This is a genomic window from Nitrosarchaeum koreense MY1, from assembly GCF_000220175.1.
Lineage (GTDB): Archaea > Thermoproteota > Nitrososphaeria > Nitrososphaerales > Nitrosopumilaceae > Nitrosarchaeum > Nitrosarchaeum koreense.
This window is the reverse complement of sequence record NZ_AFPU01000001.1, coordinates 1379750-1400838: the sequence shown is the minus strand read 5'-3', so window position 1 is coordinate 1400838 and position 21089 is coordinate 1379750. Positions and strand designations below refer to the sequence as shown.

Below are 21089 nucleotides of genomic sequence, written 5' to 3'. Positions count from 1 at the left end.
ACATAAATGATGTTTACTGGAATAGTTGAGGGAATAGGAAAAATCGAGAAAATTTCCAAAAACACAAAAACTAGAAGTTCTATTCAAATGACAGTAAATTTAGGAAAACATGCAAAAGGTTTGAAAATAGGACAAAGTGTATCTTTGAATGGAGTTTGTCTTACAGCTACCAAACTTTCGAACTCTAAATGCATTTTTGAAATGATCGAGGAAACTACCAGTAAAACTGATCTAGGGAATCTAAAACCTGGCGATATTGTTAACATTGAAAGAAGTCTAAAAGCTGGCGCTCGATTAGAAGGACATTTTGTTTTAGGTCATGTAGATGGTGTTGGCACCATTAAAAAAATAGAAACTAAACCTAAAGAAGTTCAAGTTTGGTTTGAACTTCCAAAAAACTTGACAAAATATGTTGTCAAAAAAGGTTCAATTGCAATAGATGGAATTAGTCTAACCGTAGTAGATATTAAAAATAATCTTGCTTCAGTATGTCTAATTCCTCATACAATGGAAAAGACCAATTTTAAAATCAAAAATGTTGGTGATAAGATTAACATTGAGACTGATATACTAGGTAAATACATTTTAAAATAAAATTATTATAGTACCATTTTTGTGGTAATTACCAATTTTTTAGTAAACTTTATAATTAGTTTATTGCTGATTTTTGCATATGTCTCTTGAATCTGGGATTGAATCATTAAAACGCGGTGAGTTTGTATTATTATTTGATTCTGCAGGAAGAGAAAATGAGATAGACATGGTAGTTGCTGCAGAATTTGTAACTCCAGAACATGTTGCAAGAATGCGACAACATGCAGGTGGACTTTTGTGTATTGCAATTGAACATAATTTTGCAAATTCTCTAGAATTACGGTACATGCATGAAATTTTAGCAGACTCCCCAATTTCTAATAAAGAGATGATCATGGGACTTGCCCCATATGGTGATCATCCAACATTTTCAATTTCAGTTAATCATTATCAAACTTATACTGGTATAACAGATAAAGACAGATCATTAACAATAAGAGAAATGGCCAATATTTTCAAGGTAGAAAACAAAAAGAAAAAATTTGTTTCTTCTTTTAAAACACCTGGTCATGTTCCATTATTAATTGCCTCAGAAGGATTATTATCAAAAAGACAAGGTCATACCGAAATGTCTGTATATCTTAGTAAAATTGCAGGATTGACTCCAGTTACTGCAATTTGTGAAATGATGGATGCTCAAACTTATACTGCTTTATCTATTGATAAGGCAGAAAAGTATGCAAAACAAAATGCAATTCCATTAATTGATGGAAAAGAATTATTAGAATTTGCTAAGGTGCATTAATTTTGAATATTGCTATAGTGGTTTCGGAATTCAATGAAGAGGTGACGTTTAGAATGCTTGCTGTTGCAGAGGAAAAAGCAAAAAAAATGAAATTAAAAATAAACTATACCTGTAAAGTCCCGGGTGCATTTGATATGCCTATAATTATTGATGCATTGTTACAAAAAAATGATGTTGATGGAGTAGTTACTCTTGGTGCAATAATTAAAGGACAAACTAAACATGATGAAGTAATTGCCCATTCTACGGCAAATGCGCTTACAGCATTATCTATTAAATATAAAAAACCTGTATCTTTAGGAATAACTGGGCCTGGAATGCAGGATAGACACGCATATGCCAGAATACGACCAGTAGCAGAACGTGCAGTGGAATCAGTTGTAAAAATCTTCAATGAATTAGAAAGGATTCAAAAATGATTCAGCTTAGCATTTTGAAGATTAGTGGATATGGTCCATGGACTCTAACTCTTGGTAGTGACAGGGAGCATGCACTTCAAATGCTTCAGGCATCATTATATCAAGAAATTCAAAAATTGTTCTCAGAAAAAAACTGTCTTGTTTTTTTAAATAGAGCAGATGAATTTTTTGTAGTTTCTAATGGATTAACACTGGAGGATCATATTGAAATTCAGAAAAATCTTGAAAAATCTTTTGATATGCGATTATCCATGTCTATTGGCTATGCTGATTCCCCCTTTGCTGCAAATCTGAAAGCATATGAAGGTAAAAAAAATGAGATCTTTCTAAACAAGGATTTTTCAATTTTTGGATTTATTAATGGTCGTTCTGACAACAAAGTATCCATAATGCATTTTGATGTGGAGAATCTTACATCAAGAAGAAAAATAATTTCTCCCTATGAAATTACTTCCATAATTTTTAATCTATATGCTAAAATGTCAAAATTTTTCTTACAAAAAAACTCTCTTACATTTTTTATGGGTGGAGACAATTTTATGGTTGTTGCAAACGATGAAGCTAAACAATCTGTTAAAGATTTCATTAAATTAATTCAAAATGAAGATGATATTACTTTGAATTGTGGAATAGGTAATGCCAAAAATGCTAGAGATGCTGTAAAACTTGCAACAAAATCTCTTGATACAATAAGAGAAATTAGAGATTCAGGAAAAGAAAAACCAACAGTGTATGAATTATCATGCTAATCAAAAATGTTAGTGTTCTATTAGGTAAAGAATTAGATTTTGTTCCAAAAACTGATATAAAAATCCAAGATTCAAGATTCAAACAAATAAAATCCAGTATTGGAACAAATACAAAAGATGAATTCTTTGATTGTGAAGGTTTATTGTTAATTCCAGGATTTGTAAATTGTCATACTCATATAGGCGATTCTATTGGAAAAGATGTTGTTCTAAATAGTTCTGTTGATAAAAGAATTCATCCTGTGTCTGGTGTAAAACCATTAATTCTAAAAAATACTGAAAAAAATCATCTAGCAAGTTTTATGAAATATTCCTGCCAGTCTATGATAAATAAAGGAATTACAACTTTTGTAGATTTTCGAGAAGGTGGATTTGAAGGTGTTTTACTACTAAAACAAATTCTATCTAAATTACAAATACGTGGAATTATTCTTGGTAGATTAGAATTCTATCAAGGAACATCTGAAATAAAAAAAAACAAACCTATGCCTAAAACTAAAATGAATGAACTTGTAGAATTATTAAAAAAATGTGATGGAATTGGAGTAAGTGGAGCAAATGAAAACAGCTTGTCTGTACTAAATTACTACTCTTCCACGCCTAAACTTCGTGCTATTCATTCATCTGAAACAAAACAAAGTGTTTCTAAATCCAAAAAGATTACCGGAATATCTGAAACCACACGTGCACTTACAATGAAACCCCATTTTTTGGTACATATGACACATGCATCATTAAATGATCTGCGTTCTGCATCAAAAAAAACTTCTGGAATAGTAATTTGCCCAAGAGCAAACGCTGCACTTGCTGAAGGAATTCCTGATATTGAGTTAATGAAAAAAGTTGGTTGCACTATAGGATTAGGTACTGATAATGTGATGATTAATTCACCAGATATGTTTAGAGAGATGGATTATTTGTGGAAAGTAACAATGGGTATTCATAAAAAAAGAATAGAGCCAAAAGAAATTTTAAAAATGGCTACTGTGAATGGTGGAAAAATTTTGAATAAAGATATTGGAGTAATTGAAATTGGTAAACTTGCAGATGGTATTTTTATCAACAAACATGCATTAGACTTAGAGCCAATGCATAATATTCACGCATCTATAGTTCATAGAGCATCAGAATCTAATATTCGTGCTGTGATGATTGGAGGTAAAATAGTTCATGGAAAAATCTAGACCACATGTAATTTTAAGTGCAGCCATTTCTATTGATGGAAAAATTGCTACACGTTTAGGAGATTCAAAACTATCTTCAAAAAAAGATAAAATAAGAATTCATAAACTTCGTTCAAAAGTTGATGCAATTCTTGTAGGAAAAAACACAGTTCAAAGGGATGATCCACTGCTTACAGTAAGATACGTAAAGGGAAAAAATCCTATAAGAATAATTTTAGATTCAAGAGGAACAATTAACATTGATTCAAAAATTTTACAAACATCTAATAAAATTCCAACTATTATTGCTGTTTCAAAAAAAATTAGTAAATCAAATTTAAAAAAATTAAAAAAATTTCCAGTTGAAATTATAATGACTGGTGAAAACTCAGTGAACATAAAATCTCTAATGAATCATCTAAGTAAAAGAAAAATTAAAAATATTTTGGTGGAAGGAGGCGGTACTGTTAACTGGCAATTTATTCATAATGATCTATTTGATGAAATTTTGATTGCTATCTCTCCATTTATTATTGGAGGAATTGATGCAATCACATTTGTTCAAGGAAAAGGTTTTGATAAAATCAAAAAATCCCCTAGACTCAGATTAAATACAATAAAAAAACTAGAAAATTACCTGATTTTGCATTATACAAAAGTGTAAGTTCTTATACTTAATTTAAAATATAATAAGAAATTGGCAGCAAAAAAGAAAGCTACAAAAAAGAAAACTACAACTAAAAGCACTAGTAAAAAATCAAAAACTGCAGCAAAATCATCAAACAAGTCCAAAAAACCAGCATTTGGTGGTTATGCAATTAGTTTTGCAGGTCGTAAAGAAACTGTAGAACAAGTTTTTGGTAACAAACCTATTGCACCAAGTGAAATGACAAAAAAGATTTGGGCATTTGTTAAAGCAAAAAGCCTCTCTAATCGTTAAAGACACAAAATTGTTAACGAATAATTCGTTAACTAATTTCCTATCTTTTAATTATTTAAAATCTGAATAAGATATAGATATTGGATTTTATTTGTAAAAGTTGTGTCAACTGCATCATTAAGACGAGATCATGAGCTAATTGAAAAAGTTATCAAAGCAATGGAATCAACAATTCAACTTCTAAATGATGGTAAACAAATCCCTGAATCTATATTGTTGCCTGTTATCGATTTCTCTAAAAATTTTACAGATGTTTGTCATCATAGTAAGGAAGAAAATTCTTTATTTCCTGCATTAGAACAAGCGGGAATGCCACGTCATATGGGCCCTATAGCAATGATGTTGATAGATCACGAGCGTTCTAGAGAAATTGGAAAAGAAATGGAAATCTCTGCCAAAAATTATATTTTAACAGGAGATTCTACAAAATTGATTACTGATATGCAACAATATGTAGAACACATAACAGAACATTTATGGAAAGAAAATAATAAATTATTCATGATGGCTGAAGCACGCTTACAATATGTTTCAAAAAAGGTCGATAAGGAACTCAATGAAATTGAAGAATCAAAATTAAAAGAAACTGGAAAAACTAGAGAACACTATGAACAATTAGCTGAAACTCTCACTAGCGATGTTTTAAAACAAGGAAGTTAGATTTGGCTTACAGCATATTTGGTCAGGTTGTTGGAGTCAGAAAATATGTAAATGGCAATATGGAGATAGATTTCTATCATGAAGATGAAATTACTGAGTACAAATATTCATCAAATTCTAGTCTAGATAGTAATTTTCCAAAGGATCTAGCTGAAACTTTAGCCTCAACTTTAGCATCTGACATATGTGTAGAAATCTACTTTGATGATAATCGTAATCCAACTCATATCGAGTTAGAAGAATGTGATTATGATGAAGATGATGATTAATGATAACTTATTCTACGTAATGATGATGACTCAAATTATCATAGAATCTAACAGATTTAATATTTACAAATTCTAGAATCCCATATCTTGATAATTCTCTTCCAAATCCACTATGTTTTATTCCTCCAAAAGGAATTCTTGGATCTGAAATAACCACATTATTTACACTAACTATCCCTGATTCTATTCTTCTTGACATTTTTTCAGCTTTTGCCAAGTCTTTGGTCCAAATACTTGCTCCTAATCCAAACTCTGTATTGTTTGCCAATTTCACTGCTTCACTTTCATTTTCAACTATAGTTATGGGTGCAACTGGCCCAAACGTTTCCTCCTTAGCAATTCTCATATTTGGTTTAACATTGGTAAGAATTGTAGGTTGATAGAAGTATCCCTTTCCATCAATTTGTGAACCACCTAAAAGAATCTCAGCTCCTTTCTCTTTAGCATCTTCTACAATTCCTGAAATTGTTTCTAATCCACCTTTACTTGATAAAGGTCCTATGTCAGTTTCAATTAAAGTAGGATCTCCAACTTTTAGTTGTGAAGCTTTTTTAATAAATGATTCAATAAAATCTTTAGCAATATTTTTTCCAACAAAAAATCTTTTAGATGCAACACAGCTTTGTCCACAATTGATGAATCTACCTTTAACAGCACCTTCAGCAGCTTTTTCAATAATTGCATCATCTAATACAATAAATGGATCACTTCCTCCAAGTTCTAAAACGCATTTTTTTAAATTCATAGCAGCTCGTTGACCTACTTTTGCACCAGCATCAGTGCTTCCTGTAAATGTCACTGCGTTGACATCAGAATCAATTAAGTGATTGGCAGATTCTACACTTCCTACTACTGTTTGAAATATTCCATCTGGTACTCCCGATTCTGTAAATGCTTTTTCAATCTCAAGACCTGATTGCATGGTTACTCTAGAAGGTTTCATTACGATTACATTTCCTGCCATTAAACAAGGCGCAGCAAATCTCAGAGCTTGCCAATAAGGAAAATTCCATGGCATGATCGAACCAATCACTCCAAGTGGTTCAAAAGTAAGAAAGCTTTTTCTTGCATCCGTATTTAATACTTCATCAGCAAGTAAACTATCTCCATTGTCAGCATAATACTCTAAAGCCCAAGCACATTTTTCAACTTCACCAATTGATTCTTTGATTGTTTTTCCCATTTCAGATGTTGCAACTTTTGCCAATTCCATTTTGTTCTTTTTTAAATATTCAACTAAATTGTAGATGTAACTACGACGTTTTTCATAATCTTTTTTCCACTCAGGAAAAGCTCTTCTTGCCTTTCCAACTAGCTGAAATACTTGATCTTTATCCATTGGATTAAATTTAGAAATTTCTTCACCAGTTGCTGGATTTATTGTAGTTATTTGATTCAGGATGTATCTCACCAATTCTCCTATTTAATTTAGTAACTTAGATCCCAAATTTTTAAAAACTAATATTTTCTAGCATTAATGCTAGAACGTCTGTTGCATATCTTTTTTAATTTCATCAATTTTTTTAGAATATGCTTTTTTTGATTTATCATTCTTTTTTAAGTTCAATACATTCCCACATGATGGACACTTGAACATTCCTTCTAAAGCATCCTCAAAAGTAACTCTGTGGCAATCTTCATTTCCACAATGATAAAAATCTGAATAATTTTCATAATCAAATCTTTGTTGCAATCTTTCTGTAATTTTCTTTTTTTGACTTTCTATGAAATGTTCTACTTCTTCTCTACGAGTTCTCCATCGATAAACAAACCATCCTTTACGCTCATCTTTAACTCTAATTCCTGTGATTAGTGATTTTCCAAAGAGATCATACAAAACCTTTCTTACCATGTTTATCCTCAAACCTGTAGAACTTGCAATTTCTTCATCCGTAGCATCCTCTGCCTTCAAAAGTGATCTAGCGACTTTGAGATATTCATCTCCTCCTATCATGGATGCAATTCTAACAAAAGGGTCTTCGTATTTGTCTACCAACTTTATTGATTGATAATTTTCTATTATTAATCCCTTGTTCCTCTTACAAGTACATTTTTGCCATTTCTCGTGGGTATGATCTTTCTTTTAGCCCCGGGAAAACTATTCTTAAATTGTTCCCCTTTTTGAATGCGATCAAGAATAATTGCCAATGCACTAATCTCAGAATGGGGTTGGTTTCCAATTCCTACATTATAATCTGCAAGTTCATAGATTTCTCTTGGAACTTTTTCAGCACCTACAACTATTAGTAAATTTTCTTCTTTTCTAAGTTGCATATCTACCTCATTAATGCTTTCTCCATACATCGTGAGATGAACTATTTTACTATCTTTTTTCTTCATTTTTACAATTGATTTCCAATTATCAATAAATTCAACAACAAAATCTCCGCCCCACGTATTGTTTATTTTTTCTAATGTATCTTTAATTTCTGGATTAACTTCAGTCATGAATATTTTACTACAACCAAAAGCTCTAGCAACTAAAGCTACATGTGTAGTAACTCTATCATCTCTTACCAATCGTTGTCCTATTCTTACAACTTCAATTACCATATGTATTATCAAATCCAATTGATGTATCTTTTTTATATTCTGGCGATTTTTGATTTTGAATAATTGCTTTGATTAAATTTTTTAACTCTATAAGATTATGTCCTGTTTTAGATGATATTGTAATTCGTTTTTTATAATCTTTTAAATTCAGAATTTCTATTTTTTCTTCAATTTCTTCAGATGTCAATAAATCTGATTTATTTAAAGCAAAAATTATTCTATCCATTTCAACACCTAATTCACTTAAAGTTCTCATACAACTTGCAAATTTTTTTCGTAATTCTAACAAAGAATCATTAATGTCAATTACAACTATTATGATATCTGTATGAATTAATTCCTCTAAGGTTGATTTGAATGCATCAATCATATATGCAGGTAATTTACTGATGAACCCAACTGTATCTGCAATTAAAAATGGTTCTTGTTCTATAGAAAATCTCCTTGTAGTTGTAGAGAGAGTAGTGAATAGACTTTTACTTTGTTCTTTTGATTCACCTGTAATTTTATTAAATAATGTCGTTTTTCCAGATGAAGTATATCCTGCAAGTGAAATGGTCTTAAATCCAAGTCTTTTTCTTCCTTGTCTGTGAAGCTCTCTTTGTTTTCCAGCTTTTTCAAGTTTTGATTTTATTGATTGCATTCTATGTTTAATATCGTCATGATAAACATCAATCTCAAATTTTCCTATTCCCATAAACCCTGGTTGCTCTCCCATGCTAGAAAGCCGTACTTTTTCTTTAGCTCTAACCAATTCATATCGAAGTTGAGCTAATTTAACTTGCAATTTAGATTCGGCACTTGATGCTCTAGTTTCAAAAATTTCTAAAATAAGCGCTTCTCTATCTAGAATTTCTCTATGCAATGCTGAAGCTAGATTATAATTTTGACTTGGCTTTAATATTTCATCAAAAACAATAACATCTGGTTTGAGTTTATCTGCAATTTCTATTAATTTTTCTAATACACCTCCGCCTATTCCGTATTTTGGTTTTTTTAGAAAATGCTGTTTTATTGTATGAATTACTCGTATTCCTGCTGCATCACATAATCCAATAGCTTCAGTAACTGCATCTTCTTTATCATATGTGATTAGTATTGCAGAATTCATTTTATTTATTATACTGCCACGAGTTGCTCAAGTTAAAGCTTCACTAATTATTTTAATACGAAAATCATTGCTTTTTTCTGTCTATTTTAGGCATAATTATGTAGTCTTTTTTAATGATTTTTCTATATTCATATTGAGAACAATTTCTGCTATGTCACTAGCATACTCTGATATTCGCCTTATATTTTCAGTCATTCGTCGAATTCTATAGATTTCTTCATCATCTTTAAGCGATTTTGACGCATCTCTTACTTTTTTCTCATATTTTACAATCTCACTTGTCTTCTCAATTGTTTTTTCAGCTTGGACATAATCTTCTTTGAATAATGCTAAACATGAATCATCTAAAACCGATAATGCAAATTCGTTCATATCCTGAATTTTTTCTACGATATCTTTCTTTACTGGTTTTTTAAATTCTATTATATCATTTGCTATAAGCACTGCATGATCTCCAGTTCTTTCAATATTTTTTACTACTAATCTATATCCTAGACAATCTCTAGCATTTTTAAATCCCATTTCTTTTAACATATGTTCATTTTGAATTGCAATTTTTAACTGTCTAATAATATAAAATCCAAATCTGTCTACCTCATCATCGGTATTGATTACTTCATGGGCTAATTCTAAATTATTTTCACTCATTGCTAAAATTGCATCATTTGACATTGATTTTGCTAGATGAATCATACGTTTGATAGCACCATCGACACTGAGTTCTAGTAAATTAACAAGAACTTGAATTGTAATTCCACTACTAGAATCTGATATTATTTCAGAACCCATCAACATTCTTTTTACAGCTTCTTTTACAGCATTTCTTTGATTGGGATTAAGCCTTCCACTTTTTGGTTTGATGTTGATTGTTTTATACCCTAAAAAATACAATGAAATTAATTTTCTTACAATTGCAAATGTTTCTTCATTTTCTATCTCAATTGTGGCATCTTCTTTCTTTTGAGATCTAGTTTCAAATTTTGGTGGATAAATTTCTAATGTTGATGAATCTTTTCTTACCATTCTAATTTGGTCTCCTTGTTTAAGACCAAGATCCATGACCCATTGTTTTGGTAATGAAACTATGTATGATGATTTACCTGTAAATTGAATTTTTCTTGTTTCTTCTTTTTCATCCATAAACTATGTTAAAGATTACAATCTATATAGTTTATCCCTAACAATATATACTTGCATTGAACTAATATTCCGAAATTTATCTATGGTATAAGTGGATCAAACTCTGAAATTAAAACACACACTTGATGCATTATTTGGAAGTGGAGTTTCAAAGTACCTACCTAAAAATATTGAAATTGTATTCTCAAGAAAAACTGGTAGAATTAAAACTGTATCTGAAAAAGGCAAATTACTATGTACATTAAGAATTGATGGGGGCTTGGCTATTAGTCCCTATTTTGCTCAGATTTTGTTAAAAAGTAAAAAATTCAAAGAAAATTGTTTAGAAGTTAATCAAGAAGCAGCACCATTTGTTCAAGATGGAAAATCCGTTTTCTGTAAACATGTTGTATGGTGTGGCAAAAATATACGAATTGCATCTGATACTCCAGTACTTTATAAAAATAAAGTAATTGCAGTAGGAAAAGCAGTATTGTCTTCTGAAATGATTTCTGATTTTAATAGAGGAATGGCTGTTAGGGTTAGAGATAGTTTAAAAAGTCATAGAGGAGAATCAACATCATGATGCGCGGTGGAAATCGTGAAATGCGAAGAATGATGGATAAGATGGGTCTTGATATGAAAGAGATCCCAAATGTTCAAGAGGTAATAATTAAGACTGATAAAAAAGAGATCATTGTTTCAAAACCATCTGTAACAGAAATGAAGGCTAAGGATAATTCTATTTTCACAGTTACTGCTGATAGTTATGAAGAACGAGAATTAGAAGTCCCAATATTTTCTGAAGAAGATATTCAACTAGTAAGTCAGCAAGCCGGTGTGGATGAAGAAAAGGCTAAAACTGCTCTAGAAGAAGCCAAAGGCGATCTGGCCAGAGCAATACTTCTTTTGACTTCTGGATGATATCTCATTCTTATTTATGCCTAAAAATGTCCATAAAATGAATGATTTAAGTAATGGATTTGAAAAAATAACATTATGAGTAGTATGGCCGAATCTAAAGTAACTGGAATTATTCAGTCATTAAATGGCTTAGAGGATAATCTAGACTCACTTAACGGTAAAGTTGCTGATATGAAAAAACAGCTCTCAGTAAAAGCAATAAATGAAATTGATAAACTTTTAGAAAAAACACGAGAAATGGCTACAAAAGAGGCTGAAAATATAATCAACGCTTCAAAATCCAAAGCTGCTGTAGAATCTGAAAAAATTACTAAAGAAGGTAAATCTAAACTATCTGAAATCCAATCAAATATTGATGCTCATTTTGATGAAGCAGTGAAACATGTCGTGTCAACTGTTTTGAAGGCATAAACCTAAATCAGATATTTGTTAAACTCTAACATCGATCCATTACTGAACTCTCGTATTGGAATTGCTACTACATACGGTAAACCATATTATAGATTTTCCATTTCCTTGAAGGCTCTGAACATATCATTTGATTCTATACTCCCAGAAGACATCCTAAATTATGATGGAGATTTAGTTTTGACTACTAGAAAAGAAGCTCCATTGGAATGTGAAAAACCTATGTTACATGAGGATATACTCGAAGAACATCCCACAGTAATTCGTGGATTAATGATTCAAAAATTATCCATGGGTTATGAACAAGATCTAATCATTGGAATTGATCCTGGTCAAATTATTGGTCTCTCTATATTTTATTATGGAAGAGAAATTGAAAGCTCTTTTAATTCATCTGTTGAAGGATTAGTAATACATATTATCAAAATTTTAGGAGGTCTACGAGCCAGACGAAAAATAATCAAAATAGGCAATGGCAACATGAACATTGCAAAAGAAATAGTAAATATGCTGAATCTAAAATTTTGTTCTTCTTTTGAATTAGAGTTTGTTGATGAACATAAAACCAGTTTAAAAATTAAAAATTTTAATCAAAGAGGAAAACGTGATATGCTCTCTGCAAAATATATCTCTCAAAGAGAAGGATTTCGTTATTCAATTTTGCCACTTTCAATAACCGGATGATTTTTTAATGAAAATTCGATCTTTATCTCCATTTTTTAATTATAGATACGAATAATTTTTGAAAAAATTAATCTCAAATTAGCTATACATATTTATTGAAGATTTTGTGTTTTTCTTGCAAACAAATAACATTGATCGCATTATAACTTAAAATTATTTCATATTTCTTATTAATATTTTGAAAAAATTATCTATCCATCCTTATATAGTTATGAATTCTATAATAAATTACTAAGATGACTTGTAAAGGAATTTGCGTTAGATACAAGGCTCAAAAGCCTGTCGGAACCGGAAGATATGCTTCTGGACAACGTCGATGTCAAATTTGTGAAATATTCATCAAATGGGAAGGTCTTTGGTGTCCATGTTGTGGATACAGATTAAGAACAAAACCACGAAACCTGAAATACAAAGCAAAACTTCGTGCTAGAGTAGAAGCTGATTCTATTGAAGCAAAAACAATTGCAAAATCTCAACCAGAAATTGAAGAGGAAATAGTAATCAAAGCTAAACCAAAAGCAAAAGTTGCTAAAGCACCAAAAGTTGCTAAAGCACCAAAAGTTGCTAAAGCACCAAAAGTTGCTAAAGCACCAAAAGTTGCTAAAGCACCAAAAGTTGCTAAAGCACCAAAAGTTGCTAAAGCACCAAAAGTTGCTAAAGCACCAAAAGTTGCTAAAATAAAATTGGAATCAATCCCAAAAACTGAATCAATAGCAATAAAAGCATAAGATTTGTTCATAGCACATTGAACTCTCCAAATGGGTTTTTACAAAAAACCATTGATTTGGAGGGTCGTAGCTTTTTTTTAAAAATAATAAAGTTTGAAAATGGCTATTTTGTTTCTATATCAGAAAGATCTGATAAAATAGGTTCAATGGTCGTCTCATTAGCTACTGGTCCAACACCTGTTACTACAACTGTAATACCCTCCAGAACTGAATCTTTATTTCTCAAATTAACTGCAGAAAGAATCAGTACTAGAATGAAAGGTATTGCAATTGTTTCAGCATTTATTCAAAAAGAATTAGATCCTAATACTGCAAAAACTATAATGACTGAAATTATGGAGATGATTCAGAATTGACAGATTTACGTAATTATCTTTCCTTGATAAAGAAAAGCGGTGAACTAAAAATTATTAAAAAAAAGGTATCAACAAAATATGAAATTGCAGGAATTACTGCAAAAGTTGATGGCTCTACTGCTATTTTATTTGAAAATATTGCGGAAAGTGACTTTAATTTAGTTGCCAATCTTGTTGGTACCAGGAAAAGATTTGCTCAAGCAATTGGAAGTACTGAAGAAAAAATTCATGAAAATATGATTTCTGCAATTAAAAAAGCAAAAAAACCAAAAGTTATTTCTTCAGGAAAATTCATGGAAAATAAATCCAAAACCATCTCTATCATGCCTATTGTTACGCATTTTGAAAAAGAATCAGGACCTTTCATCACTTCTTCTATTGCATATGTTAAGAATCCTGAAACTGGTGAGCAAAATTCATCTTTTCATAGATTGATGCCGATTGATAAAACTCATTTTTCGATTAGAATGGTAGAAGGAAGACATCTACATAGATGTTTTATTGATGCTAAGGAACATAATGAAGATCTAAAAGTTGCAGTAACTATTGGTGTACATCCCGCAATATCTATTGCAGGCGCATATCAAGCTGAATGGGGTAAAGATGAAATCGATATTGCAAATTCACTTTTAGGTGGAAAACTTACATTATCTAAACTTCCTTACACTGGATTACATGTTCCTTCAGGAACTGAAATTGTAATGGAGGGAAAAATTCTACAAGATAAAACTCATCAAGAGTGGATGGTAGAAATGCTACAAACTTATGACCACCATAGATCTCAACCAATTTTTGAGTTAGAATCTTTATACTATAGAAATAATCCTATTTTTCATGATGTTCTTTCAGGCTTCTCTGAACATCGATTACTGATGGGAATGCCAATTGAATCAAAATTAAATGGAGAACTAAAAAAATCATTTCCTCAAACTAAACAAGTATCTATGACAAATGGAGGATGTAACTGGTTACATGCAGTAGTCCAAATAAAAAAGAAAAAAGATTCTGATCCTAAAAAAATAATTAAAAAAACATTTGAATCTCATCGTTCATTAAAACAAGTAACAGTTGTAGATGAGGACATTAATCCTAATAATGCCGAATCTGTTGAATATGCAATGGCAACAAGATTTCAAGCTGACACAGATCTATTGATAATAAAAAATGTACGAGGATCCAGTTTAGATCCTTCTAGTGATCAAAAGAACTTAAAGACTGCAAAAATGGGTATAGATGCCACTAAATCCCTTTCAAAACGTCAAGAGGGATTTGAATTAGCAAAAATTCCAAAAATAAATAAAATTAAACTAGATAATTATTTCAAATAGTAATTCGTATAACTGATTAAATTAAATTAGATGAAATCTAAACTGTCTTATTGCAAAATAACCCTAAAAATTTACCCAAAAAAGAAAAAAGCCCTGAAGAATCTAGTGCACATGTAATTGTTAGAATGTTTCCTTCAGATGCCAATCCAGCCGGAAACGTATTCGGGGGTGAAATTCTCAAACATATTGATATGGTTGCAGGTATTGTAGCACAAAGACATGCTCAATCAAATGCAGTAACTGTAAGTATGGATAGTGTAAATTTCATAAAACCTGTTTTTGTTGGCAATGTTTTAAAATTAAATGCAAGAATAAATTATGTTCATAACTCATCAATGGAAATTGAAGTAAAAGCAGAAGCAGAAGATATTGTAACTGGAATTAAGACTATTACTGGTACAGCTTTTGTAACTTTTGTTGCATTAGATAAAAATGGAAAACCTACCCACGCTCCAAAACTTTTACTTAAAACTGATGAAGATAGGCAAAAATTTGCAGAAGGGAAAATTAGAATGGAAGAGAGATTAAAAAATCGTAAAAAATCTAGCAAATAATTTTTAGGGAACAGTTTAAGTGTCTCAAGAACAAATATAGTTTATGACCTCTGAAGAAAAATCAAATCATTGGGATTCTCTTTGGCAAGAATATTCAAAATCTCTTGAAAATTGGAAAACCGTATTTGAACAAATACAAAAAGCAACAAATGAAATGCAAGCCAAATTTAATGAGGTTTGGGAAAAAGCAGCCAAAGAATCTAGCGTAGATACTATGAAGGCGTTTGGTGAAAATTGGCAAAAATCACTCAATGAAGCTGGAATAAAATCTTTCAAAGAATTTGGAGAAGCTTGGCAAAAATCACTCAATGAAGCTAATGCATCTACATTCAAACAAGTTGCAGAAAATTGGCAACAAACTCTAAATTCATCTGGGATGGAAAGTATGAAAGCTTATGGCGAGATGATGAAAAAATTTGCAGAAACCTGGAATACTATGTGGCCCAAATACAAATAATCCTATGAATTAAGAGTTAATCTTATTTTATTTATTAGAAAAAATATCTAACAAATTTTTATCACTGCGATTTTAATAATTATGACCATCTAGTTAATTCTTTAATTTTCTCTCTAACCTCAAATACAATCTTTTTCAAAACAGATAAGTAATTTTTAGATGCCTCTAAAATATCCACATTTTCATTTCCATCAATATCTAAAAATGTTGAAACAGAAACTTGATTTTTATTTATAATTGGTTCATTGAAATTATTTCTTTTGTAATTAATTATTTCTAAAAATATTGGTAATTGCTTTCTAATTTCTATCTGTATCTCTTCCTTTGATCCTATTTTTCCATCTTTCATATTACATATAATTTCTTGATTAGGATCATTGACGTATCTTTTCTTTGCACTAATCATTATCTTGACTTTCGGAAGTCTTTTACCGTCATTTTGAAACTTACAGCATTTTTTAATAAAATTTGGATAATCGCTTTGATGATATTCATCATACTTTTTTTCAAACCATATGCCAAAACTAAATGCTTTTTGATCATTTTTTTCAGTTGCTTTTTCTAAAAAGACATCTTTAGTATATTCCCTTATGAATAATCCAAAATCTCTATTTGCCTCTTCAAAAATTCCATGATATGCATTATTTACTGAAAAAAGATATGAATTAAAATAATAATTTACATAGTATGGATCTGGTTCAAATTGTTTAATCTTTTTTAGAATGGATTCCAACTCTTCGATTTCTTTTTCTATATTCATTATATTTTGCCAGAATTAATTGCAAATTTTGATTGTTTTTTAAGATTTAGTGCAAGTTCTTTAAAGATTTCATTTACGCTAACATCCACAAGATTAATCGTTGCGTTTTCAATTACTATCTGTTTTTCAAATTTTTCTTTAATTGCAAAAGATACAGATGACCAATGAAGAATTCCCTTTAATTGTTCTTCAACTGTAACATTTGTTGTTGGAAAATTAGCAGGAGAAAAAACAATTCCGTTTGTCCATTGCATTGTTGGTATTGCACCTCCTGATGATCTGGTGCTAAATGCTATTTGCTTTACCCAGTCATCGAATTTATATTCAATAACCTCATGAATTACCAATTTCTTCCATGGTTCTATTGAAATATCCATTTGAAATCAAATTCAATTAGACCAATTATAATCCTATTTTTTGTGGCTATCATAAGTGTAAGTCATTATCTTATACACTCATACCCCTAAATTCATCAATGCTGTTTATAATGTATGACTAGAGTTATGATAGTTGATGATTCTGAGGAATCCCGTTCACTCCTTAAAGATTTTCTTTTAGCTCATAATCATAATGTTGTAGCTGAGGCTAGTGATGGTATTGAAGCAATTGAAAAATATTACTCTAGTAAACCTGAACTTATTTTCTTAGATCTAGTAATGCCTAACCTTGATGGATTAAGTGTGCTAAAAAAAATTAGATCTCAAGATCATTCCTCAAAAATTATTGTAATAACTGGAAATGATGATCAGGATATTTTTAATGAATGCACTAAGTTAGGAGTACTTGCATTTCTTGTAAAACCATTTAATCTAAATGATGTGTTAGACATCATTTATTTTTCAAATGAAATTACATTAATGAAATAATAAAAAAATAATTAATTTGAATTAAAAAATATTAAAATTATGTATGAGTATTTTGCCAAGCTTGATTGAATTGTTTTATGGCTTCTTGATATGCTTTAATTGAATCGTCGCCAGATGTTTTTAGAAATTTTTCCCATTGCTCATTGAATTTTTTAATTGACTCGATATTCGTTTCTTTAAAGATATTTTCAATCATTTTGGTTTGTTGCTTAATGTATTCTGGACCTATTTCTTGCCATGTATTTTCCCAACTGGAACTGACTTTTTTTAATAATTCTGTATCTGACTCTAATGCTCTTTGGCAGGCATCATGATATGTCATTAATGTATCGTTTGTAGCTTTTTGCCATTGGGCAAGTGATTCTTTCCATACACTTAATGCTGAATTGTATTCTTTCCAAGCTTTTTCAAATTCTGGCTTATTTGATGTAGTTTTTGTTTGCTTGATTGGTTTAGAAGTTGCTTTTTTTGCTGGTTTATTTTTTGACTTGGTTTTTTTACTTGTAGCCATAAAATGTATTAAAAATAGTAGATGTTAAAGTTTTCAATTATTCTTTAACGCCGAAATTATACCTAGTTTATTTTTTCTTTAAATTCTGATGCCTTGCTAAAGTTTGGTGGGTATTTTTCGTCCCTATTTTTGAATAAATTATAGTGATATTTACATAAATTTCTGGTTTCTTTTAGTCCTATTTTGACTGGTTGTTCAGCTTTACTCTTGCATTCTGTTATGCTGCATTTCAATGTCTTTTACTGCTCATATTCACTAATAAAATTATAAAATTATATAATTACCATTGAAGCAAAATTGTAAATTTATTTTTAAAAAACGAGTTGTGTTCATTTGATCTCAAGATATTCATGTTAACTTTTTATGATTGTATAATATCAAAAAATTATGTCTGAAGATGAAAAAGGGAAAAGATTTCTTGAGTTAATTGATCAACAAAATAATCTTCAATGGAGTATTGTTACAAAATTAACTATGTTGATTAAATCTGACTGGAATTCATCTCAATTACAACATGAAATTGAATTACTTGTTGAATCTCATTCTGAAATTACAAAAGAGCTAAACAGTTTAGATATCAATAACAGTATTTTATAGTGCTGAATCTACCATTAATGCAATAAACAAAACTGCCAAATATGGACTAGAAAACTTAAACAAAGTCCACGATGCTTTTTCCATTGGTTTTGCAATTACCCATGCTGATAATATTATCATTAAAGCACCTGAAGCTATAGCAGTCCAAAGATAAACTGGACCCACCATAGGTTCTCCATTTTCTGTTGTTAAAAAGAATGGTGCAATTGAAAAAAGTACCATAACAAAAGTTGAACCCGCAATTGCTCTTGCCGATGTCTTTTCAGATTGTACAGCAGTTAACATTGGAACATTAACTTTGTTGTAATCTTCTTTGAAATGCAAAGTCAAAGCCCAAATATGCATTGGAATCCAAATAAACACAAGGCCTGCCATTGCTAAACCCATTGTCCATAAATCTGTCATAGTCACTGCTACCCAACCAATCATTGGTGGGGAGCCACCACATAAACCTCCTAAAATAATATTTGTTCTAGAATTTCGTTTTAACATGTATGAATATACAAGAATATTGTTTACCAAACCAAATGCAATAAAGATTGTTGCCCAAATTCCTTGCTCTAAAGTTGTTGTAAATGAAATTCCAAATGCTAATACAAGAGAGATTCCTGCTAATGCAAGTCCGAAATTTCTTGCTTTCTCTGCTGGATGAATTCTTTTTGAAGGAAGAGGTCTATTTTTTGTTCTCTCCATAATTGCATCTATATCTCTATCATGATAGTTAGTTAGCGTATTGGCTGCAGCAGAACCAGCAGCAACAGAAAATAGCATTAATGCCCATGTGGGTAAAGAAATTTCAATTCCGTAAATATTGGATGCTGTTAAAGTAGCTCCAAATGCTGTAAAAACTAACAGATACCAAATTTTTGGTTTAGTTAATTCATAATATACTGCAACACGAGATTCAGATTTTTGCTTTTGCAATGTTAGTCGCTATCCTTTGATGATTTATATGGCATTGCTTTTGAACGTGACTTCATTTCTATAAATGATTCTGATGACTGTATTCCTTCAATACGTCCAATTTTTTCTGATACCATCTTATGCATTTGATCTAATGATTTTGCATACATAGTTACCAAAATATCAAATCTTCCTGTAACTTCGGCAACTTCTCTAACACCTTCTATTTTGAACAATTCTTCAATTATATGGTCTCGTTTTTTTGTATCCATATTTATCCCAGTTAATGCCTTCACATTATATCCGAGTTCTGTATCATTTACGACAATTGTGAAACGTTCAATTAATTTACGTTTTATCAGCCGTTTAATTCTAGAGTAGACTACTGATGAATTTACATTGATTTTTTTTGATAATCTTGGAATTGAAATTGAAGCATCATTAGACAGCTCAGATAAAATTTGTAAATCTAGCTCATCAACTTTTACCATTTAAAACTCTCGAAACGATCTAGATTTCTGGTTCTTATAAAGTTATTATTGTAAAAATTTCAAAAAATACTCTAAATTTTACCTTTTTTGTAAAGCATCTCTGCTAACAAAACAGCTCCTTTTGCAGAACCCATTTTTTTATTATGTGAGAATAACACATACTTTAATCCATGATCAAATAATTCTTCTTTTTCAACTCTTCCAATTGTTGTCGTCATACCATCACCCACGCTGCGTTCCATTCTTGGTTGAGGTCGTGTTGGATCTTCATGAAATGCATAATACTTTTCAGGAGATGAAGGAAGTCCTACTACAGTACTCTCATTATTAGCATCATCGTAAACTTGTTTGGCTCTTTGTGAGTCAATCTCCTTTTCAGTTTCCACAAACACTGATTCTGTATGACCATCAATTACTGGAACTCTAGTACATGTACAACTGACTTTAATGTTAGCATCTTGAATTTTTCCGTTTATCAATTTACCTAGAATTTTTCTAGTTTCAATTCTTACTTTTTCTTCTTCTTTTGCAATGAATGGTATGATGTTATCTGTGATGTTCATTGCAGATACACCAGGAGCACGACCTGCACCAGATATTGCTTGCATTGAAGTCATCATCACTTTTTTTGCACCATATTTTTCATAAAGTGGTTTTAAAGTAATTGCTAAACCTGTAGTGGTACAATTTGGAAGAGGTGCAACCCAACCCTTCCAATTTCTATTCTTTTTTTGTATTTCTAATAACTCTGATTGTTCATCATTAATTCCAGGAATTAGAATTGGTACATCCTCTTCATAACGATAAGCTGAACTAGTTGAAATAACTGGTAACTCTGCTGCTATCTGAGTTTCAATATCTCTAGCTGCCTTTGATTCAACTGCTGAAAATACCAAGTCTAATTGAGTTAAATCTAATTCACTAATATTTTTCACAGTCATTTCTTTTATGTATTCAGGAATTTGTCCATCTACTTCCCATGAAATTATTCCACTATTAGGATCTCTGATTGCTTCAAGATATTTTTTTCCAGCAGATCGCTCAGATGCTGCTATCTGTGTAACTTGAAACCAAGGATGATTATTTAATGATAATACAAATTCTTGACCTACTGAACCTGTAACTCCTACAATTGCAACTCTTTTCTTATCCATGATCTAAAAATCCATTCATACAATTAATAATCGTTTTCTGAATTTA

31 protein-coding genes are annotated in these 21089 nt (G+C 30.7%); 20 read left to right on the top strand and 11 right to left on the bottom strand.

What is annotated here, in order from left to right; all coding sequences use genetic code 11:
• The first annotated feature begins 9 nt into the window (after positions 1–9).
• From MY1_RS08135 to MY1_RS08095, 9 genes are all read left to right on the top strand, one after another.
• Positions 10–594 carry a riboflavin synthase gene (locus tag MY1_RS08135; RefSeq protein WP_048110542.1) on the top strand — a complete coding sequence of 195 codons (585 nt, stop codon included), beginning with the start codon at positions 10–12 and terminating at the stop codon, positions 592–594.
• Positions 595–673: 79 nt separating this feature from the next.
• On the top strand, positions 674–1339 hold the full coding sequence (ribB, locus tag MY1_RS08130; RefSeq protein WP_007551481.1) for a 3,4-dihydroxy-2-butanone-4-phosphate synthase: 666 nt from the start codon (positions 674–676) through the stop codon (positions 1337–1339).
• Between the two features lie 2 nt (positions 1340–1341).
• Complete coding sequence (gene ribH / locus MY1_RS08125; protein ID WP_048110082.1) at positions 1342–1758, top strand: 6,7-dimethyl-8-ribityllumazine synthase; 417 nt, start codon at positions 1342–1344, stop codon at positions 1756–1758.
• The gene (locus tag MY1_RS08120) at positions 1755–2507 is read left to right on the top strand and encodes a GTP cyclohydrolase IIa (RefSeq protein ID WP_048110079.1); all 753 of its coding nucleotides are present in this window, start codon (positions 1755–1757) and stop codon (positions 2505–2507) included. Before ribH ends, MY1_RS08120 begins: the two co-directional genes overlap by 4 nt.
• Positions 2501–3691: an amidohydrolase family protein gene (locus MY1_RS08115; protein ID WP_007551476.1), complete on the top strand. Its 1191-nt coding sequence runs from the start codon at positions 2501–2503 to the stop codon at positions 3689–3691. The genes MY1_RS08120 and MY1_RS08115 overlap by 7 nt, the downstream gene beginning before the upstream one ends.
• A complete protein-coding gene (locus MY1_RS08110) occupies positions 3678–4334 on the top strand; it encodes a 2,5-diamino-6-(ribosylamino)-4(3H)-pyrimidinone 5'-phosphate reductase (RefSeq protein ID WP_007551475.1) in 657 nt (218 codons plus the stop codon). The genes MY1_RS08115 and MY1_RS08110 overlap by 14 nt, the downstream gene beginning before the upstream one ends.
• A 33-nt stretch (positions 4335–4367) precedes the next feature.
• Entirely contained in the window at positions 4368–4610 is a 243-nt protein-coding gene (locus tag MY1_RS08105) for a hypothetical protein (RefSeq protein ID WP_007551474.1), read from the top strand.
• Positions 4611–4712: 102 nt separating this feature from the next.
• Positions 4713–5270, top strand: coding sequence for a hemerythrin domain-containing protein (locus MY1_RS08100; RefSeq protein ID WP_007551473.1), 558 nt, complete (start codon positions 4713–4715; stop codon positions 5268–5270).
• 2 nt (positions 5271–5272) lie between these two features.
• Positions 5273–5539, top strand: a complete 267-nt coding sequence (locus tag MY1_RS08095; protein WP_007551472.1) for a hypothetical protein — start codon at positions 5273–5275, stop codon at positions 5537–5539.
• 7 nt (positions 5540–5546) lie between these two features.
• Here the strand turns inward: MY1_RS08095 and MY1_RS08090 are convergent, their stop codons facing one another.
• The 5 genes from MY1_RS08090 to MY1_RS08070 all read right to left on the bottom strand — a co-directional run bounded on the left by MY1_RS08090 (position 5547) and on the right by MY1_RS08070 (position 10343).
• A complete protein-coding gene (locus MY1_RS08090) occupies positions 5547–6938 on the bottom strand; it encodes an NAD-dependent succinate-semialdehyde dehydrogenase (RefSeq protein ID WP_081470675.1) in 1392 nt (463 codons plus the stop codon).
• A gap of 81 nt (positions 6939–7019) precedes the next feature.
• Positions 7020–7535 carry a transcription factor gene (locus MY1_RS08085; protein ID WP_007551470.1) on the bottom strand — a complete coding sequence of 172 codons (516 nt, stop codon included), beginning with the start codon at positions 7533–7535 and terminating at the stop codon, positions 7020–7022.
• A gap of 26 nt (positions 7536–7561) precedes the next feature.
• The gene (locus MY1_RS08080; RefSeq protein ID WP_007551469.1) at positions 7562–8092 is read right to left on the bottom strand and encodes a tRNA methyltransferase; all 531 of its coding nucleotides are present in this window, start codon (positions 8090–8092) and stop codon (positions 7562–7564) included.
• A complete protein-coding gene (gene hflX / locus MY1_RS08075; RefSeq protein ID WP_007551468.1) occupies positions 8082–9203 on the bottom strand; it encodes a GTPase HflX in 1122 nt (373 codons plus the stop codon). Before hflX ends, MY1_RS08080 begins: the two co-directional genes overlap by 11 nt.
• Before the next feature lie 96 nt (positions 9204–9299).
• On the bottom strand, positions 9300–10343 hold the full coding sequence (locus tag MY1_RS08070; protein WP_007551467.1) for a phosphate uptake regulator PhoU: 1044 nt from the start codon (positions 10341–10343) through the stop codon (positions 9300–9302).
• Between the two features lie 91 nt (positions 10344–10434).
• On the opposite strand from MY1_RS08070, the gene MY1_RS08065 reads away from it, so the two are divergent.
• The 9 genes from MY1_RS08065 (at position 10435) to MY1_RS08025 (ending at position 15761) form a co-directional block, all read left to right on the top strand.
• A complete protein-coding gene (locus MY1_RS08065; RefSeq protein WP_007551466.1) occupies positions 10435–10908 on the top strand; it encodes a PUA domain-containing protein in 474 nt (157 codons plus the stop codon).
• The gene (locus MY1_RS08060; protein WP_007551465.1) at positions 10905–11246 is read left to right on the top strand and encodes a nascent polypeptide-associated complex protein; all 342 of its coding nucleotides are present in this window, start codon (positions 10905–10907) and stop codon (positions 11244–11246) included. Before MY1_RS08065 ends, MY1_RS08060 begins: the two co-directional genes overlap by 4 nt.
• Before the next feature lie 75 nt (positions 11247–11321).
• Positions 11322–11657 (top strand): hypothetical protein, encoded by a 336-nt coding sequence (locus tag MY1_RS08055; protein WP_007551463.1) that lies wholly within the window; start codon positions 11322–11324, stop codon positions 11655–11657.
• Between the two features lie 105 nt (positions 11658–11762).
• A complete protein-coding gene (locus MY1_RS08050; RefSeq protein ID WP_007551462.1) occupies positions 11763–12338 on the top strand; it encodes a hypothetical protein in 576 nt (191 codons plus the stop codon).
• 236 nt (positions 12339–12574) lie between these two features.
• Positions 12575–13066 carry a hypothetical protein gene (locus MY1_RS10050; RefSeq protein ID WP_007551461.1) on the top strand — a complete coding sequence of 164 codons (492 nt, stop codon included), beginning with the start codon at positions 12575–12577 and terminating at the stop codon, positions 13064–13066.
• A 17-nt stretch (positions 13067–13083) separates the two neighbouring features.
• A complete protein-coding gene (locus MY1_RS08040) occupies positions 13084–13422 on the top strand; it encodes a proteasome assembly chaperone 4 (protein ID WP_007551460.1) in 339 nt (112 codons plus the stop codon).
• Complete coding sequence (locus MY1_RS08035) at positions 13419–14750, top strand: UbiD family decarboxylase (RefSeq protein WP_007551459.1); 1332 nt, start codon at positions 13419–13421, stop codon at positions 14748–14750. The genes MY1_RS08040 and MY1_RS08035 overlap by 4 nt, the downstream gene beginning before the upstream one ends.
• Before the next feature lie 50 nt (positions 14751–14800).
• Positions 14801–15304, top strand: coding sequence for an acyl-CoA thioesterase (locus tag MY1_RS08030; RefSeq protein ID WP_007551458.1), 504 nt, complete (start codon positions 14801–14803; stop codon positions 15302–15304).
• 43 nt (positions 15305–15347) lie between these two features.
• Complete coding sequence (locus tag MY1_RS08025) at positions 15348–15761, top strand: hypothetical protein (protein WP_007551457.1); 414 nt, start codon at positions 15348–15350, stop codon at positions 15759–15761.
• 79 nt (positions 15762–15840) lie between these two features.
• Here the strand turns inward: MY1_RS08025 and MY1_RS08020 are convergent, their stop codons facing one another.
• On the bottom strand, positions 15841–16521 hold the full coding sequence (locus MY1_RS08020) for a hypothetical protein (protein WP_007551455.1): 681 nt from the start codon (positions 16519–16521) through the stop codon (positions 15841–15843).
• Positions 16521–16898, bottom strand: coding sequence for a hypothetical protein (locus MY1_RS08015; protein WP_007551453.1), 378 nt, complete (start codon positions 16896–16898; stop codon positions 16521–16523). Before MY1_RS08015 ends, MY1_RS08020 begins: the two co-directional genes overlap by 1 nt.
• A 114-nt stretch (positions 16899–17012) precedes the next feature.
• Here MY1_RS08015 and MY1_RS08010 point away from each other — a divergent pair, with 114 nt between their 5' ends.
• Positions 17013–17387, top strand: a complete 375-nt coding sequence (locus tag MY1_RS08010) for a response regulator (RefSeq protein WP_007551452.1) — start codon at positions 17013–17015, stop codon at positions 17385–17387.
• Between the two features lie 37 nt (positions 17388–17424).
• Here MY1_RS08010 and MY1_RS08005 read toward each other — a convergent pair whose 3' ends face one another.
• Positions 17425–17898: a hypothetical protein gene (locus tag MY1_RS08005; RefSeq protein WP_007551451.1), complete on the bottom strand. Its 474-nt coding sequence runs from the start codon at positions 17896–17898 to the stop codon at positions 17425–17427.
• Between the two features lie 387 nt (positions 17899–18285).
• Here MY1_RS08005 and MY1_RS08000 point away from each other — a divergent pair, with 387 nt between their 5' ends.
• A complete protein-coding gene (locus tag MY1_RS08000) occupies positions 18286–18495 on the top strand; it encodes a hypothetical protein (protein WP_007551449.1) in 210 nt (69 codons plus the stop codon).
• Here MY1_RS08000 and MY1_RS07995 read toward each other — a convergent pair.
• The 3 genes from MY1_RS07995 to asd form a co-directional block, all read right to left on the bottom strand.
• A complete protein-coding gene (locus MY1_RS07995; RefSeq protein WP_007551448.1) occupies positions 18490–19419 on the bottom strand; it encodes a heme o synthase in 930 nt (309 codons plus the stop codon). The two genes, MY1_RS08000 and MY1_RS07995, sit on opposite strands and share 6 nt — an antisense overlap.
• 2 nt (positions 19420–19421) lie before the next feature.
• Positions 19422–19889 (bottom strand): Lrp/AsnC family transcriptional regulator, encoded by a 468-nt coding sequence (locus tag MY1_RS09555; protein WP_007551446.1) that lies wholly within the window; start codon positions 19887–19889, stop codon positions 19422–19424.
• A 71-nt stretch (positions 19890–19960) separates the two neighbouring features.
• Entirely contained in the window at positions 19961–21043 is a 1083-nt protein-coding gene (gene asd, locus MY1_RS07985; protein WP_007551445.1) for an aspartate-semialdehyde dehydrogenase, read from the bottom strand.
• Positions 21044–21089 lie beyond the last annotated feature (46 nt).